The organism is Mycobacterium sp. 852002-51961_SCH5331710, assembly GCF_001665535.1.
GTDB lineage: Bacteria > Actinomycetota > Actinomycetes > Mycobacteriales > Mycobacteriaceae > Mycobacterium.
Map to the genome: position 1 here is coordinate 109,011 of NZ_LZSQ01000006.1, position 14,202 is coordinate 123,212.

16 protein-coding genes are annotated in these 14,202 nt (G+C 67.1%); 10 read left to right on the forward strand and 6 right to left on the reverse strand.

Translation table 11 applies throughout. The annotated features are described in order from the left end of the window. Nucleotides 1–5 precede the first annotated feature (5 nt). Complete coding sequence (locus A5752_RS01465) at nucleotides 6–500, reverse strand: DUF2834 domain-containing protein (protein WP_067080902.1); 495 nt, start codon at nucleotides 498–500, stop codon at nucleotides 6–8. 72 nt (nucleotides 501–572) lie between these two features. Here A5752_RS01465 and A5752_RS01470 point away from each other — a divergent pair, with 72 nt between their 5' ends. From A5752_RS01470 to A5752_RS01480, 3 genes are read left to right on the forward strand one after another with little or no spacing between them, the layout of a single operon-like run. After that, entirely contained in the window at nucleotides 573–1,169 is a 597-nt protein-coding gene (locus tag A5752_RS01470; RefSeq protein ID WP_067081014.1) for a TetR/AcrR family transcriptional regulator, read from the forward strand. A 47-nt stretch (nucleotides 1,170–1,216) separates the two neighbouring features. Then, complete coding sequence (locus tag A5752_RS01475; protein ID WP_067080905.1) at nucleotides 1,217–2,779, forward strand: phytoene desaturase family protein; 1,563 nt, start codon at nucleotides 1,217–1,219, stop codon at nucleotides 2,777–2,779. Nucleotides 2,780–2,818: 39 nt separating this feature from the next. Next, complete coding sequence (locus A5752_RS01480) at nucleotides 2,819–3,802, forward strand: NAD-dependent epimerase/dehydratase family protein (RefSeq protein ID WP_067080908.1); 984 nt, start codon at nucleotides 2,819–2,821, stop codon at nucleotides 3,800–3,802. Between the two features lies 1 nt (nucleotide 3,803). Here the strand turns inward: A5752_RS01480 and A5752_RS01485 are convergent, their stop codons facing one another. The 3 genes from A5752_RS01485 to A5752_RS01495 all read right to left on the reverse strand — a co-directional run bounded on the left by A5752_RS01485 (nucleotide 3,804) and on the right by A5752_RS01495 (nucleotide 4,932). Continuing rightward, nucleotides 3,804–3,992 carry a hypothetical protein gene (locus A5752_RS01485; RefSeq protein ID WP_067080910.1) on the reverse strand — a complete coding sequence of 63 codons (189 nt, stop codon included), beginning with the start codon at nucleotides 3,990–3,992 and terminating at the stop codon, nucleotides 3,804–3,806. Between the two features lie 29 nt (nucleotides 3,993–4,021). Then, on the reverse strand, nucleotides 4,022–4,375 hold the full coding sequence (locus tag A5752_RS01490) for a UBP-type zinc finger domain-containing protein (RefSeq protein WP_067080913.1): 354 nt from the start codon (nucleotides 4,373–4,375) through the stop codon (nucleotides 4,022–4,024). 113 nt (nucleotides 4,376–4,488) lie between these two features. Next, nucleotides 4,489–4,932, reverse strand: coding sequence for a nuclear transport factor 2 family protein (locus A5752_RS01495; RefSeq protein ID WP_067080917.1), 444 nt, complete (start codon nucleotides 4,930–4,932; stop codon nucleotides 4,489–4,491). A gap of 32 nt (nucleotides 4,933–4,964) precedes the next feature. Here A5752_RS01495 and A5752_RS01500 point away from each other — a divergent pair, with 32 nt between their 5' ends. Further along, nucleotides 4,965–5,405: an SRPBCC family protein gene (locus A5752_RS01500; protein ID WP_067080920.1), complete on the forward strand. Its 441-nt coding sequence runs from the start codon at nucleotides 4,965–4,967 to the stop codon at nucleotides 5,403–5,405. A gap of 38 nt (nucleotides 5,406–5,443) precedes the next feature. Next, nucleotides 5,444–5,887: an SRPBCC family protein gene (locus A5752_RS01505; protein WP_067080923.1), complete on the forward strand. Its 444-nt coding sequence runs from the start codon at nucleotides 5,444–5,446 to the stop codon at nucleotides 5,885–5,887. Here A5752_RS01505 and A5752_RS01510 read toward each other — a convergent pair. Further along, the gene (locus A5752_RS01510; RefSeq protein ID WP_067080926.1) at nucleotides 5,871–6,842 is read right to left on the reverse strand and encodes a cation diffusion facilitator family transporter; all 972 of its coding nucleotides are present in this window, start codon (nucleotides 6,840–6,842) and stop codon (nucleotides 5,871–5,873) included. The genes A5752_RS01505 and A5752_RS01510 overlap by 17 nt on opposite strands. A gap of 18 nt (nucleotides 6,843–6,860) precedes the next feature. Here A5752_RS01510 and A5752_RS01515 point away from each other — a divergent pair, with 18 nt between their 5' ends. Genes A5752_RS01515 through A5752_RS01525 form a run of 3 tightly spaced genes read left to right on the forward strand, consistent with a single transcriptional unit; the run spans nucleotide 6,861 to nucleotide 9,414 of the window. Then, nucleotides 6,861–7,940: a CaiB/BaiF CoA transferase family protein gene (locus tag A5752_RS01515; RefSeq protein WP_067080928.1), complete on the forward strand. Its 1,080-nt coding sequence runs from the start codon at nucleotides 6,861–6,863 to the stop codon at nucleotides 7,938–7,940. Between the two features lie 58 nt (nucleotides 7,941–7,998). After that, the gene (locus A5752_RS01520) at nucleotides 7,999–8,457 is read left to right on the forward strand and encodes an SRPBCC family protein (protein WP_067080931.1); all 459 of its coding nucleotides are present in this window, start codon (nucleotides 7,999–8,001) and stop codon (nucleotides 8,455–8,457) included. Nucleotides 8,458–8,496: 39 nt separating this feature from the next. Next, entirely contained in the window at nucleotides 8,497–9,414 is a 918-nt protein-coding gene (locus A5752_RS01525) for a TIGR03564 family F420-dependent LLM class oxidoreductase (protein WP_067080934.1), read from the forward strand. Here the strand turns inward: A5752_RS01525 and A5752_RS01530 are convergent. Beyond that, nucleotides 9,411–10,580 carry a pyridoxal phosphate-dependent aminotransferase gene (locus tag A5752_RS01530; protein WP_067080937.1) on the reverse strand — a complete coding sequence of 390 codons (1,170 nt, stop codon included), beginning with the start codon at nucleotides 10,578–10,580 and terminating at the stop codon, nucleotides 9,411–9,413. The two genes, A5752_RS01525 and A5752_RS01530, sit on opposite strands and share 4 nt — an antisense overlap. 156 nt (nucleotides 10,581–10,736) lie before the next feature. Here A5752_RS01530 and A5752_RS01535 point away from each other — a divergent pair, with 156 nt between their 5' ends. Together A5752_RS01535 and A5752_RS01540 are read left to right on the forward strand one after the other, a co-directional pair. Continuing rightward, nucleotides 10,737–11,948: an acetyl-CoA C-acetyltransferase gene (locus A5752_RS01535; protein ID WP_067080940.1), complete on the forward strand. Its 1,212-nt coding sequence runs from the start codon at nucleotides 10,737–10,739 to the stop codon at nucleotides 11,946–11,948. A gap of 21 nt (nucleotides 11,949–11,969) precedes the next feature. Beyond that, on the forward strand, nucleotides 11,970–14,126 hold the full coding sequence (locus A5752_RS01540; protein ID WP_067080942.1) for a 3-hydroxyacyl-CoA dehydrogenase NAD-binding domain-containing protein: 2,157 nt from the start codon (nucleotides 11,970–11,972) through the stop codon (nucleotides 14,124–14,126). Nucleotides 14,127–14,202 lie beyond the last annotated feature (76 nt).

Sequence of the window (14,202 nt, forward strand, 5' to 3'; positions counted from 1 at the left end):
AGGCGTCAGGCGGGCGACTTGACCTCCGCGAGGGTCTGCTGATGCCGGTGCTGGCGCTCGATCGTCGCGAGGTAGAACGCCCACGCGAATGCCGAACTCGCGAACAGGATGAAGCCCAGATACAGCCACGCGTGCTTCACACCGCGCCTGCGGCCGTCCACCAGCAACCAGGCCGGGAACAACAACAGGCTCATGATCGTGTAGTCCTGGCTGGCCGAGCTGGCGGCCGGATTGTCATAGCCCAGCGCAATGAACTCCGACCAACTGCCCGGCCCCCAGACGAAGTTGTGCAACCCGCCGTGCGGGGCGTACTCGGCGACGAACTGGTTGTTGAAGTAGTAGCCGAGGATGACCGACGCGACGCCCGCCACGTAGTAGAACAACTCGAGCTTGGTGACTCGAGGTCCCGAGGAGTAGCGCGCGAAGATCGCGGGGTTCGCCTTGACGATCACGGCCAGCGTGGCGAATCCGAGGACGAGGTGGATGATCAACGAAACCATTTCCGGAGTTTCTCATCACCGACCCGAGTTTTGTCAATATTGACACAACTGGTGTCGGGTACGTTCAACCACATGCCCCGTCCGGCCCAGACCGCACGCAGCGAGCGCACCCGCGAAGCGCTGCGGAAGGCGGCGGTCGTACGGTTCCTCGCGCAGGGCGTGGAGGAGACGTCGGCCGAGCAGATCGCCGCCGATGCCGGCGTTTCGTTGCGCACCTTCTACCGCCACTTCGCGTCCAAGCACGACCTCCTTTTCGCCGATTACGCCGGGCTGGACTGGTTCCGTTCGGCACTGGCCGCCCGGAATCCGAAGGAGTCGATCATCGACTCGGTGCACGGCGCAATCATGGCCCGCCCCTACGATGACTGGGCCGTCGCGCAGACCGCAGCACTGCGCGCACAAGAGCTCGAACCCGGCCGAGTGGTGCGACACATGCGCCAGGTCGAGGCCGACTTCGCCGAGGCGATCGCGGACCACCTCGCCGAGGGCCTTGCTTCGAACGCCGACATCGACGAGCGGATGCGGATCACGGTCACCGCCCGCTGTATCGCCGCCGCCGTATTCGGGGCGATGGAGGTGTGGATGCTCGGCGACGAGCGCTCACTTCCGGAGTTGTCGCGGCTCACCGGAGAGGCGTTGCGCGCGCTGGCCGATGGCATCACCGGCTGAGTTTTGTCATTATTGACAAAACTTTCCACCCGTGCCAGCCTCAGCGAATGACTGACTTCGACGCCATCGTGATCGGTGCCGGGCACAACGGGTTGACCGCGGCCACGCTGTTGCAGAAGGCCGGCCTGCGCACCGTGTGCCTGGACGCGAAGCTCTACGCCGGGGGCATGGCGTCGACCGTCGAGTTGTTTGACGGGTTCCAATTCGAGATCGCCGGCTCGGTGCAGATTCCCACCTCGGCGGTGGTCAGCCGGGAGCTTGGGCTCGACACGCTGCCGACCGTGGACCTCGACGTGATGTCGGTGTCGCTGCGCGGCGTGGGTGACGAACCGTTGGTCTATTACACCGATCCGGTGAAGCTGCTGACCCACATCAACGAGGTGCACGGCGCCGAGGCGGTCAACGGCATGGCCGGCCTGATGGCGTGGTGTCAGGCGCCCACGCGGGCGTTGGGCCGCTTCGATGCCGGCCAGCCGCCGAAGACGCTCGACGAGATGTACGCCTGCGCGACAAACGAATTCGAACGCTCGACGATCACCGACCTGCTGTTCGGATCGGTCACCGATGTGCTCGACCGCTATCTACCCGACAAGGAGAAGAACGGCGCGCTGCGCGGCATGCTGTCGCTGCTGGCCTGCAACACCACCTATCGCGGACCGGCCACCCCGGGCACGGCCGCCGCTCTGGCGTACGGGTTCGCCGTCCCCGACGAGAACGCGTTGCTGGTCAAGAAACTGCGCGGCGGTATCGGAGCCCTCACATCGCATCTGTGCGACGGCTTCACCGCGAACGGTGGGGAACTGCGGTTGCGGAGCAGGGTAGTCGAGGTGACGGTCGCGGACGGTCGGGTCACCGGGGTGCGGCTCGAGGACGGCACCTCGCTGTCGGCCCCGATCGTCGTGTCCGGCGTCGCGCCCGACCTCACCGTCAACGGTCTCGTCGACTCCAACGCGGTGCCCGCCGACGTGCGGGATCGGTTCTCGCACACGGACCACCGGGGCAGCTATCTGCAGATGCACTTCGCGCTCGACGGCGTCCCGGAGTTCGCGGCGCCTTACGAACTGCTCAACGACCCCGCAATGCAGTCCAATATCGGCATTTTCAGCACGCCCGAGGAACTTCAGCAGCAGTGGGAGGACGCCCGGCGCGGCATCGTGCCCACCGACCCGTCGATCGCCCTGCAGATTCCTTCGGTCAACGATCCGGGCCTGGCGCCGCCCGGTAAACACGCGGCCTCAGCGTTCTCGCTGTGGTTTCCCATCGAGGAAGGCGAGCAGGGCTACGGCGAGATGAAGGCCGAGATGGGCAAGCGGGTCATCGAGAAGATCACCCGGCTGGCGCCCAACTTCGAGAGCCTCATCCTGCGCCACACGACCTTCACGCCCAAACACATGGGCACCATGTTCGGTGCGCCCGGCGGCGACTACTGCCACGGGTTGATCCACCCCGACCAGATAGGTCCCAACCGGCCCGGGCCCAAAGGCTATGTCGATCAACCGCTTCCGATCGACGGCCTGTACCTGGCCAGCGCCGGCTGCCATGGCGGCCCGGGCATCACGTTCATCCCCGGTTACAACGCGGCCAAGCAGGCGCTCGCCGACATGTCCTGATCCCGTTTCCCCACCCCTTGCACCGGGAATGCGGCGGGCATGGGAATCACGGTGGCGGTGACAGGGCCGACGGGCGAGATCGGCAAGTCGGCGGTGCAGGCACTCGAGGACGTCGACGAGGTCGACGAGATCCTCGGGATGGCGCGGCGGCCCTTCGACCCGGCCGAGCACGGGTGGACGAAAACGACATACCAGCAGGGCGACATCCTCGACCGCGAGGCCGTCGACGCGCTGGTCGGGCGCGCCGACGTCGTGGTCCATCTGGCCTTCATCATCATGGGCTCGCGGGAGGAGAGCGCGCGCATCAACCTCGCGGGCACCCGCAATGTCTTCGAGGCGACGGTGGCCGCGGAGCGCCCGCGGCGGCTGGTGTACACCTCATCGGTCGCCGCCTATGGATATCACTCCGACAACCCGGTTCCGATCACCGAGGACGTGCCACCGCGGGGCTCGTCCGAGCACTACTACTCCGAGCAGAAGGCCGCGTGCGAGGCGGCACTTGCCGACATCGTGGGCGGCTCGTCGCTCGAGGTGTACGTGCTGCGGCCCTGCATCGTCGCGGGTCCGAAGGCACCCGCACTCGCCGACAACATGCCGTGGACCCGGCTGCCCGGTTCGGTCAAGCGTCTCTCAGACGCAGTTCCGCTGTTGAAGACACCCGTTCCGGATCCCGGCATCCCGTTGCAGTTGGTTCATCACGACGACGTGGCGACCGCGATCGCGTTGGCCGCCACCACATCGGCGCCGCCGGGTGCGTACAACATCGCGGGCGACGGGCTGATCTCGCTGTCGGACGTGGCCCGCGAACTCGGAGCCCGCGGCGTGCGCGTGCCAAAGGTCGCCGCGACCGTGGCGTCGGAGGTCGTCGCCCGGTTGCCGTTCGTCCCGTCGGCGCTCGAGTGGTTGCACGTCGGGCGCACCTCGGTGGTCATGGACACCACCAAGGCGAAGACTCAGCTCGGCTGGGAGCCGAAATACACTGCCGCGCACACACTGCGGGAGTTGGCGGACTCCGTGCGCTGAGTCACTGCGTGGGATCGCCGGTGTCGGCGGGGCCGCTCGGGGTGGCGCCGCCCTCGTCCGACCAGTCCACGCCCTCCTGTTCGGAGTCGTCGGTGCCCCTTGCGGGGTCGCTCTGCACGTCGTCGTCGGCGTTCGCAGGGCCCGCGTCGGTGTCAGCCGTGCCGGGATTGTCCTTCTTGTCGTCACTCACCGCGGCTGAATACCCGCCCGACAGGGGTTTCAGTCGCGGCGACTGCGCAACTGGGCCATCCAATCGACGGGCACCCTGCCGCGCGGACCGGGCGCGGTCTGGTCCGCGGGACGGGATTGGGGCTCGGCGAGCGGTGGGCCGTCGTAGTACTCGTTCGTGGCGTAATTCCAGAACCAGTCCTCACCGGGCTCGAACGACCGGATGATCGGATGGCCGGTTTCGCGCCAGTGCGCCGACGCATGTCGCGCCAAGGAGTCGTCGCAGCACCCGATGTGACCGCACGCCGCGCATCGGCGCAGATGCACCCACCACCCGTTCACTGCGTCGCATTCAGCGCATCCGGTGCCACTGGGCGGCACCGACGGGTCCACTGCAGTGTCCATAGCCGGTGAGCCTACGCCCCAATTGCCTTGGCGTGCCGCCGATTTCTGCAGGAGGGTTGTGATCGACGCGATTCCACAACCCTCCCGTAGAAATCGACGTGAATGACGCGGGGCTAGCGGGCCATCGTCGAATTCCGCGCGCTCCAATCGGTGGAGACGAACCGGTGGCGGATCAGCCAGTCGTCACCGACCGGCGCGAACACATCGCGATAGCGCCCGTAATGGTCGAGGCCGATCTCGGTGAACACCGTGAAATAGCAGGAAACCCGCGCCTCGTCGGGCGTCACCTCGGTGAACCGGATGTTCGTGACGTTGTGGCGCACGATGCGTTTGACGTTCGACTCGGATGCGGCCGCGTTCGGCGCCGCGACGGCTCCGCCCAGATAGTCGACGATCGCCGCACGGCCCCGCACCGGTTCGGTTCCCCGCACCTCGAGCACCCCGTCGTCGCAGAAAGCGGCCGCGAGTTCGGGAAGGCGCATCGCGTCACCCGACCAGTTGTACTGCGCGAGGGTGTCCCTGATGCGTTCCCGAGCGCAAAGCTCCCAAAGCTCCATGCGGACAACCGTAACCGGGCTAGGGTCGCGCCATGGCTACCAGCGATTCCCGCGAGGTCGTGATCGACGCGAGCCCGGCCGAAATCCTCGACGTCATCGCCGACGTCGAATCGGCGCCGGACTGGTCGCCCCAGCACCAGGGGGCCGAGGTACTCGACAGAGACGCCGACGGCCGGCCCGGGCGGGTGCGGCTGAAGTTGAAGACCATGGGCATCACCGACGAGCAGGTCGTGCAGTACACCTGGGGCGACAACACGGCCGGCTGGACGCTGATCGAATCCAGCCAGCTCAAAACCCAGAGCGCGTCGTACACACTCACCCCCGACGGCGACAAAACCAAGGTCCGGTTCGAGATCACCGTCGACCCCGCCGTACCGATCCCGGGCTTCGTGTTGAAACGCGCCATGAAAGGCGGGTTGGAAGCCGCCACCGACGGCCTGCGCAAACAGGTTCACAAGCTCAAGCGCGGCTGACCCGTTTCGGAACGCACCGGGCTGGCAATCAATCCGGCATGGCTGTCACCGAAACTCGCGAAGTCGTCATCGAGGCGACTCCTCAGGAGATCCTCGACGTGCTTACCGACCTCGAGTCGCTGACGGAGTGGTCCTCGGCGCATCAAGAGGTCGAGGTCCTCGAACGCGACGACGAGGGGCGGCCCAGCAAGTCACGTCAGGTCGTCAAGATCGTCGGCGTCTCCGACGAACAGGTGCTCAACTACACGGTGCACGACGACGGGGTGAGCTGGACGTTGGAGAGCTCGAAACAGCAACGCGCACAGAGCGGTCGGTACACATTGACCCCCGACGGCGATTCGACGAAGGTCCACTTCGAGCTGATGGTCGACCCGCTGGTGCCGCTGCCCGGCTTCCTGATCAAGAAGGGCGCCAAGGGATTGATGGAAACCGCCACCGACGGGCTGCGTAAACGCGTGAAGCAGGTCAAGAGCCGTCAATAGACTGCTGCTCGAGCTCATCGGGTTCGGCGATCGTCAGCACGGCGTCCACGATGTAGGGGTCGGCCTGCAGTTGCGTCTCCAACCGCCGCAGCGTCTCGGCGACCCGCGACTCGACCGCGTCTCCTCGCAGGTCGACGCTCGCCACCAGGAACAGTTGCTTCGGGCCGACGAAGACCAGGCGCACGAACCGCACCTCGGCCACATCGGTTAACCCTCGGATCCTCTCGATCGCGGCCTCTCGCACCCGCGGACTCGCCGGCTCGCCGACCAGGAAACGCCGGTTACGGTCGATCAGGATCACCGCGATCACGCCCAGCAGCAACCCGACCAGGATCGACCCGATCGCATCCCACGCGGCGTCACCGGTCAGCTGATGCAATCCGATTCCCGCTGCGGCGATGAGGATTCCGATCAGTGCCGCCGTGTCCTCGGCGAACACCGCCCGGGTCGTCGGATCCGAGGTGTCGAGAACGTGGTCGAGAAGGTCTTTGTCGTAGCGATGTGCCTCGGCCCGCAACTGCCGCACGGCCTGGATGAGCGAGACCGACTCCAGGGCGAATGCGACCGCCAGCACGATGTAGGCGACCAGATAGTTCTCCGGTCCCGACTCCGGATGGCGCAGTTCGGTGACGCCGTGCCACACCGACAGGGAACCACCGACGACGAACAACCCCACCGCGGCCAACAACGACCACACGTAGGCCTCCCGGCCGTAGCCGAACGGCCGGTCGGCGTCCGGCGGTCGCCGGCTGCGGCGGTTCGCGATGGCGAGCAGGCCCTGGTTGCCTGAGTCGGCCCACGAGTGCGCGGCTTCGGCGGTCATCGACGCCGACCCGGTGATCACGGCGGCCACGGTCTTGGCGACGGCGACCGCGAGGTTGGCGCCGAACGCGATCAAGACGGTCAGCGTGCTCTCACCGGAGGTCGCTTCGGTCGGGTCCTGTGTCTCGGCCATCTGACTAGTGTGCGACTCATGGCTACAGCGGGACCCCTCGCGGGGGTGAAGGTCATCGAGCTCGGCGGTATCGGCCCCGGACCTCACGCCGGGATGGTGCTGGCCGATCTCGGCGCCGACGTGGTGCGCGTGCGCAGACCCGGCGGCCTGCAGATGCCGCCGGAGAACGTGGATCTGCTGCACCGGGGTAAGCGCGTCGTCGACCTCGATCTGAAGAAGGAGTCCGCCGCGCTGCTCGGTCTCGTCGAAAAGGCCGACGTCCTGATCGACGCTTTCCGGCCCGGCACGTGCGAACGACTCGGCATCGGACCCGACGACTGCGCGGCGGTGAACCCGCGGCTGATCTTCGCCCGGATCACCGGCTGGGGCCAGCACGGGCCACTGGCGCAGACCGTGGGCCACGACATCAACTACCTGTCGCAGACCGGCGCGCTGTCGGCCATCGGATACCGCGACCGGCCCCCGGTGGTGCCGCTGAACCTGGTGGCCGACTTCGGTGGTGGCTCGATGTTCGTGCTGCTGGGCATCGTGGCCGCGCTGTACGAACGGGAACGCTCCGGACAGGGTCAGGTGATCGACGCGGCGATGGTCGACGGCGTATCCGTGCTGGCGCAGATCGCGTGGACGATGAAGTCGACGGGCACGCTGCGCGACGAACGCGAGTCCTTCCTGCTCGACGGCAGCGCACCGTTCTATCGCACGTATGAGACCGCCGACGGCAAACACGTGGCCGTCGGCGCGATCGAACCGCAGTTCTACGCCCAACTGCTGGCGGGGCTCGGCCTCGACGCCGACGAACTCCCACCGCAAATGGACCGCGACGCGTTTCCGGAAATGTGCGAATTGTTCGCCGAGCGGTTTGCGCGCAAGACCCGCGACGAGTGGGCCGCGATCTTCGCGGGTACCGATGCGTGCGTCACGCCGGTGTTGACCTGGAGTGAGGCCGCGCAGAACGAGCACCTGCGCGCGCGGTCAACACTGGTGCAGGCCAACGGTGTCGACCAGGCCGCACCGGCGCCACGGTTCTCCAGGACACCGGCCGGACCCGTCGGCGCACCGCCGCGAGCTGCGAATTCGATAATCGATATTGACTGGTAACATTAATTTGCTGGAAAAGGCTATGCACTAGGCAGTTGAGTTAGCTACGATTTGCCGCATGGCCGTGCAGGCATCGAGGGAAGTGGTCTTCGAGGCGCCCAAAGAAGTGATCATGGATGCGCTCGCCGACATCGACGCCGTGCCCACGTGGTCGCCCGTGCACAAACGTGCCGAGGTGCTCGATCGTCATCCCGACGGCCGCCCGCACCACGTCAAGGCAACGTTCAAGATCATGGGTGTCACCGACAAGGAGCTGCTCGAATACCACTGGGGTGATGACTGGGTGGTCTGGGACGCCAAGGCGACGATGCAGCAGCGCGGGCAGCACGGCGAGTACAACCTCACCCCGATCGGCGAGGACCGCACCCGCGTCCGCTTCGACATCATCATCGACCTCGCGGCGCCGATTCCGGAGTTCCTGTTGCGCCGCGCCAAGAAGATGGTGCTCGACGTCGCGACCGAGAACCTGCGGCGCCGGGTGATGGCCGATGACAACGCTTCTGATCGGGCGACGTAGAACGGAATAACTCTCGGCCGAGTGCCGGTTGCGTCTGACATGGCAACCGGAGTCGTGCTCTTCGCAAACCCGAACGCCGACAACATCGTCGACGACCTCGTCGCTCAAGCGAGACAGGCGCACGATCTCGGAGTCCGACAGGTCTGGCTTCCACAGCGGTTCGACTACGACGCGATCGGCGTTGCCGGGGTCATCGGTGCGGCAGTACCCGGGCTGGGCGTCGGCACATTCGTCGTGCCGTTCAACCCTCGTCATCCCCTGATCGTCGCGTCGCAGGCGCAGACGGCGCAGGCGGCCGCGCACGGTCGGTTCACACTCGGTTTGGGGCTCGGGGCGCACGAAGTCGAGCACCGGGCGTTCGGCGCCGCGTGGCCCCACACCATCGCCCGGCTGCGTGAGCACCTGACCGTGCTGCGCTCGATCTTCGACTCCGGCGTCGCCGAATTCCACGGCGCGGAGTTCACCGCTAATCCCGAATGGCCGGTTCAGGTTCCGGGCGGGACGCCCGTCCCGCTCTACGTCGCCGCCATGGGCCCGAAGGCACTGCAGGTGACCGGCGAACTGGCCGACGGCACGCTCCCGTATCTGGCAGGTCCGCGCACCATCGCGGAGTTCATCGTGCCCACCGTGGCGCGAGCGGCCGCCGAGGCCGGGCGGCCGATCCCGAAGATCGTCGCCGCCGTGCCCGTTGTGGTATCCGACGATGTCGACGCGGGACGGCGGCGGGCCGCCGAACACCTGAGCTTCTACGAGCAGATCCCCTCGTATCGCCGGGTTCTCGAGCGCGAGGGTGTCGACAGCGCCTTTGAGGTCGCCGCCGTCGGGCCGGCGGAAGCGGTGGCCCGGCAGCTCAAGAACTACCTCGAGGCCGGCGCGACCGACGTCGTGCTCAGCGCCGTCGACGGCGTCGATCCCGCACAGCGCGAAGCCATTTGGACGATCGCCGCACAGCTCTAAGCGCGCAGGACGCCCAGTCGGCGGATCGCCTCGTCCAGGGTGTCGTCGCGTTTGCAGAAGGCGAAGCGCACCAAATGGTTCCACGCACCCGCGTGCTCGGCACCCGGGTCGCAGAACGCCGACATCGGGATCGCGGCCACCCCCGCGCGATGCGGTAGCTCGGCGCAGAACGCGGCGCTGTCGCTGAAGCCGAGCGGACGCGGATCGGCGCACAGGAAGTACGTGCCGAAGCTGTCGTGCACCTCGAAGCCGAGGTCGGTCAGCGCCGTGCCCAGCCGGTTCCGCTTCTCCTGCAACGACTCCCGCAACGCGGCCACCCACGCGCCCTCGTTGTCGAGCGCGTGCGCCACCGCGGGCTGGAACGGCGCGCCACCGACATAGGAGAGGTACTGCTTGGCGGCCCGCACGCCCGCGATGAGATCGGCCGGGCCGCACGCCCAGCCGATCTTCCAGCCGGTGACGTTGAACATCTTGGCGGCGCTCGAGATCGTGACGGTGCGATCGGCCATGCCGGGATAGGACGCGAGCGGGATGTGGCGGCGGTCGTCAAAGACGAGGTGCTCGTAGACCTCGTCGGTGATCACCAGTAGATCGGCCTCGACGGCCAGGGCCGCCAACTCCCGCAGCTCGTCGTCGCCGGCCACCATGCCGGTGGGGTTGTGCGGTGAGTTGACGATCAGCGCCTTGGTTTTCGGTGTGATCGCCCGGCGCAGCCCGTCGACGTCGATCCGGAAGCCGCTGCCCTTTTGGATCATGGGCACGGCGCGGCGCTCGCAGCCCGCCATCGCGATCACGGGGGAGTAGGAGTCGTAGAACGGCTCGATCAACAGCACCTCCGAGCCGGGTTCGACCAGCCCGATGACCGAGGCCGCGATCGCCTCGGTGGCGCCGACGGTGATCAGCACCTCGGTGTCCGGGTCGTAGGTGATGCCGTAGGTGCGTTTCCGCTGCGCGGCGATGGCCTCGCGCAGCGGTGCGATGCCCAGGCCGGGCGGGTATTGGTTGACGCCGTCGGCGATCGCGTTCTCGGCGATCTTGAGCATCTCCCGCGGGCCGTCCTCGTCGGGGAACCCCTGGCCGAGGTTGACGGCGCCGATGCGGGCGGCCAGCGCCGACATCTCGGCGAAGATCGTCACCGCGTACGGCCGCAACCGTCTGACTGTCACGGTTCCCGAGCGTAATGCCGCGACGCGAGCGTAATGCCGCCGCGAACGTGGGTGACCGTCACGCAAATCCCCCGATCGGTGTGCGGCTAACCCACGTTCGGCGGGTGGTACGGCCGCCCAACCAACAGGTTGGTCTGGGCTGTTACGCTCGGGCGCATGTCTGAAGAAGCCTTCATCTACGAGGCGATCCGTACGCCTCGCGGCAAGAACAAGAACGGCGCGCTCAACGAGGTCAAGCCGGTCAACCTGGTCGTCGGTCTGATCGAGGAGATCCGCAGCCGCTATCCCGACCTCGACGAGACGCTGATCAGCGACGTCATCCTCGGGTGTGTGTCGCCCGTCGGTGACCAAGGCGGCGACATCGCCCGCACCGCGGCCCTGGTGGCCAACCTCCCCGAGACCACCGGCGGATTCCAGCTCAACCGGTTCTGCGCCTCGGGTCTCGAGGCCGTCAACACCGCCGCCCAGAAGGTCCGGTCCGGTTGGGACGACCTGGTGCTCGCGGGCGGTGTCGAGTCGATGAGCCGCGTTCCGATGGGCTCCGACGGCGGCGCATGGGCGTCCGACCCGGAGACCAACTACCGCATCGGCTTCGTGCCGCAGGGCATCGGCGCCGACCTGATCGCCACGATCGAAGGCTTCTCCCGCGAGGACGTCGACCGCTACGCGCTGCGCAGCCAGGAGAAGGCCGCCGCGGCATGGTCGGGCGGCTACTTCGCCAAATCCGTCGTCCCGGTCAAGGACCAGAACGGCCTCGTCATCCTCGACCACGACGAGCACATGCGCCCCGACACCACGCTCGAGGGCCTCGGCCAGCTCAAGACCGCGTTCGACGGTGTCGGCGCGATGGGCGGCTTCGACGACGTGGCGCTGCAGAAGTATCACTTCGTCGAGAAGATCAACCACGTCCATACGGGCGGCAACAGCTCGGGCATCGTCGACGGCGCCGCGCTGGTGCTCGTCGGCAGTGAGAAGGCCGGGACCTCGCAGGGCCTGACCCCCCGCGCCCGCATCGTGGCCACCGCCACGAGCGGCGCCGATCCGGTCATCATGCTCACCGGGCCGACCCCGGCTACCCGCAAGGTGCTCGACCGCGCCGGCCTGACGGTCGACGACATCGACCTGTTCGAGCTGAACGAGGCGTTCGCCTCGGTGGTGCTGAAGTTCCAGAAGGACCTGAACATCCCCGACGAGAAGCTCAACGTCAACGGTGGCGCCATCGCGATGGGCCACCCGCTGGGCGCCACCGGCGCCATGATCACCGGAACCATGGTCGACGAGCTCGAGCGTCGTAACGCGCGGCGTGCGCTGATCACGCTGTGTATCGGCGGCGGCATGGGCGTGGCCACCATCATCGAGCGCGTCTGAGCGCGGGTTTAAGGAAAAGTAATGGCAGAGAACACCATTCAGTGGGACAAGGATGCCGACGGCATCGTCACCCTGACGCTGGACGATCCGACGGGTTCGGCCAACGTGATGAACGAGCACTACACCGAGTCGATGCACAACGCCGTAGAAAAGTTGGCACGGCTTGTCGCCGAGGATCCAGATTCGATCACCGGCGTCGTCATCACCAGCGCGAAGAAGACCTTCTTCGCCGGCGGTGACCTCAAGGGCATGATCAACCTCGGCCCGGACAACGCGGCCGAGGCGTTCGCCACCCCGGAGGCGATCAAGGCCGACCTGCGCAAGCTCGAGACGCTGGGCAAGCCGGTCGTCGCGGCCATCAACGGCGCCGCGCTCGGCGGTGGCCTGGAGATCGCGCTGGCCTGCCACCACCGGATCATCGCGGACGTGAAGGGCGCCGTCGTCGGCTTCCCCGAGGTCACGCTGGGCCTGCTGCCCGGCGGCGGCGGTGTCGCCCGCAGCGTGCGGATGTTCGGCATCCAGAAGGCCTTCATGGAGGTGCTGAGCCAGGGCACCCGGTTCAAGCCGGGCAAGGCCAAGGAGGTCGGCCTGGTCGACGAGGTGCTGCCGACCGTCGACGAGCTGGTGCCCGCGGCCAAGGCGTGGATCAAGGCCAACCCCGACGCGCACACCCAGCCGTGGGACGCCAAGGGCTACAAGATGCCCGGCGGCACGCCGACGAGCCCGGGCCTGGCGAGCATCCTGCCGTCGTTCCCTGCGCTGCTCAAGAAGCAGCTGAAGGGTGCGCCGATGCCTGCGCCGAGGGCGATCCTGGACGCGGCCGTCGAGGGTGCGCAGGTCGACTTCGACACCGCGAGCCGCATCGAGAGCCGTTACTTCACCCAGTTGGTCACCGGGCAGACCGCCAAGAACATGATCCAGGCGTTCTTCTTCGATCTGCAGGCCATCAACGGCGGTGCGTCGCGGCCCGACGGCATCGAGCCCGTCAAGATCAACAAGATCGGTGTGCTGGGCGCGGGCATGATGGGCGCGGGTATCGCCTACGTCTCGGCCAAGGCCGGCTTCGACGTCGTGCTCAAGGACGTCAGCATCGAGGCCGCCCAGAAGGGCAAGGGCTATTCCGAGAAGCTCGAGGCCAAGGCGCTCGAGCGGGGCAAGACAACGCAGGAGAAGTCCGACGCGTTGCTGGCCCGCATCACGCCGACCGCCGATCCGGCCGACCTCAAGGGCGTGGACTTCGTCATCGAGGCCGTGTTCGAGGACCAGGACCTCAAGCACAAGGTGTTTCAGGAGATCGAGGACATCGTCGAGCCCAACGCGCTGCTGGGATCGAACACCTCGACGCTGCCGATCACCGGTTTGGCGACCGGGGTGAAGCGCCAGGAGGACTTCATCGGCATCCACTTCTTCAGCCCCGTCGACAAGATGCCGCTGGTCGAGATCATCAAGGGCGAGAAGACCTCTGACGAGGCGCTGGCCCGGGTGTTCGACTACACGCTGGCGATCGGCAAGACGCCGATCGTGGTGAACGACAGCCGCGGCTTCTTCACCAGCCGCGTGATCGGCACCTTCGTCAACGAGGCGCTGGCGATGCTCGGCGAGGGCATCGCGCCCGCGAGCATCGAGCAGGCCGGCTCGCAGGCCGGCTACCCGGCGCCGCCGCTGCAGCTGTCCGACGAGCTCAACCTCGAGCTGATGCACAAGATCGCCGTCGCCACCCGCAAGGGCGTCGAGAGCACGGGCGGCACGTACGAGCCGCATCCGGCCGAGGCGGTCGTCGAGAAGATGATCGAGATCGGTCGTCCGTCGCGCCTGAAGGGTGCCGGGTTCTACGAGTACGCCGACGGCAAGCGCGTTGGCCTGTGGCCGGGGTTGAAGGACACCTTCAACTCGGGCAGCGCGTCGATCCCGTTGCAGGACATGATCGATCGCATGCTGTTCGCCGAGGCGCTGGAGACCCAGAAGTGCCTCGACGAGGGTGTGCTGACCTCGACCGCCGACGCGAACATCGGCTCGATCATGGGTATCGGCTTCCCGCCCTACACCGGTGGTTCGGCGCAGTTCATCGTCGGCTACGAGGGTCCCGGCGGCGTCGGCAAGGAGGCCTTCGTGGCCCGCGCCAAGGAACTCGCCGCCAAGTACGGCGAGCGGTTCAATCCGCCGGCGTCGCTGACCTGACGAACTAGACGGGCTGAGCGCTCACCCTTGTACGGTCTTCCGCCGAGGATTCGTACAAGGGTGAGCGCTCGCCGCT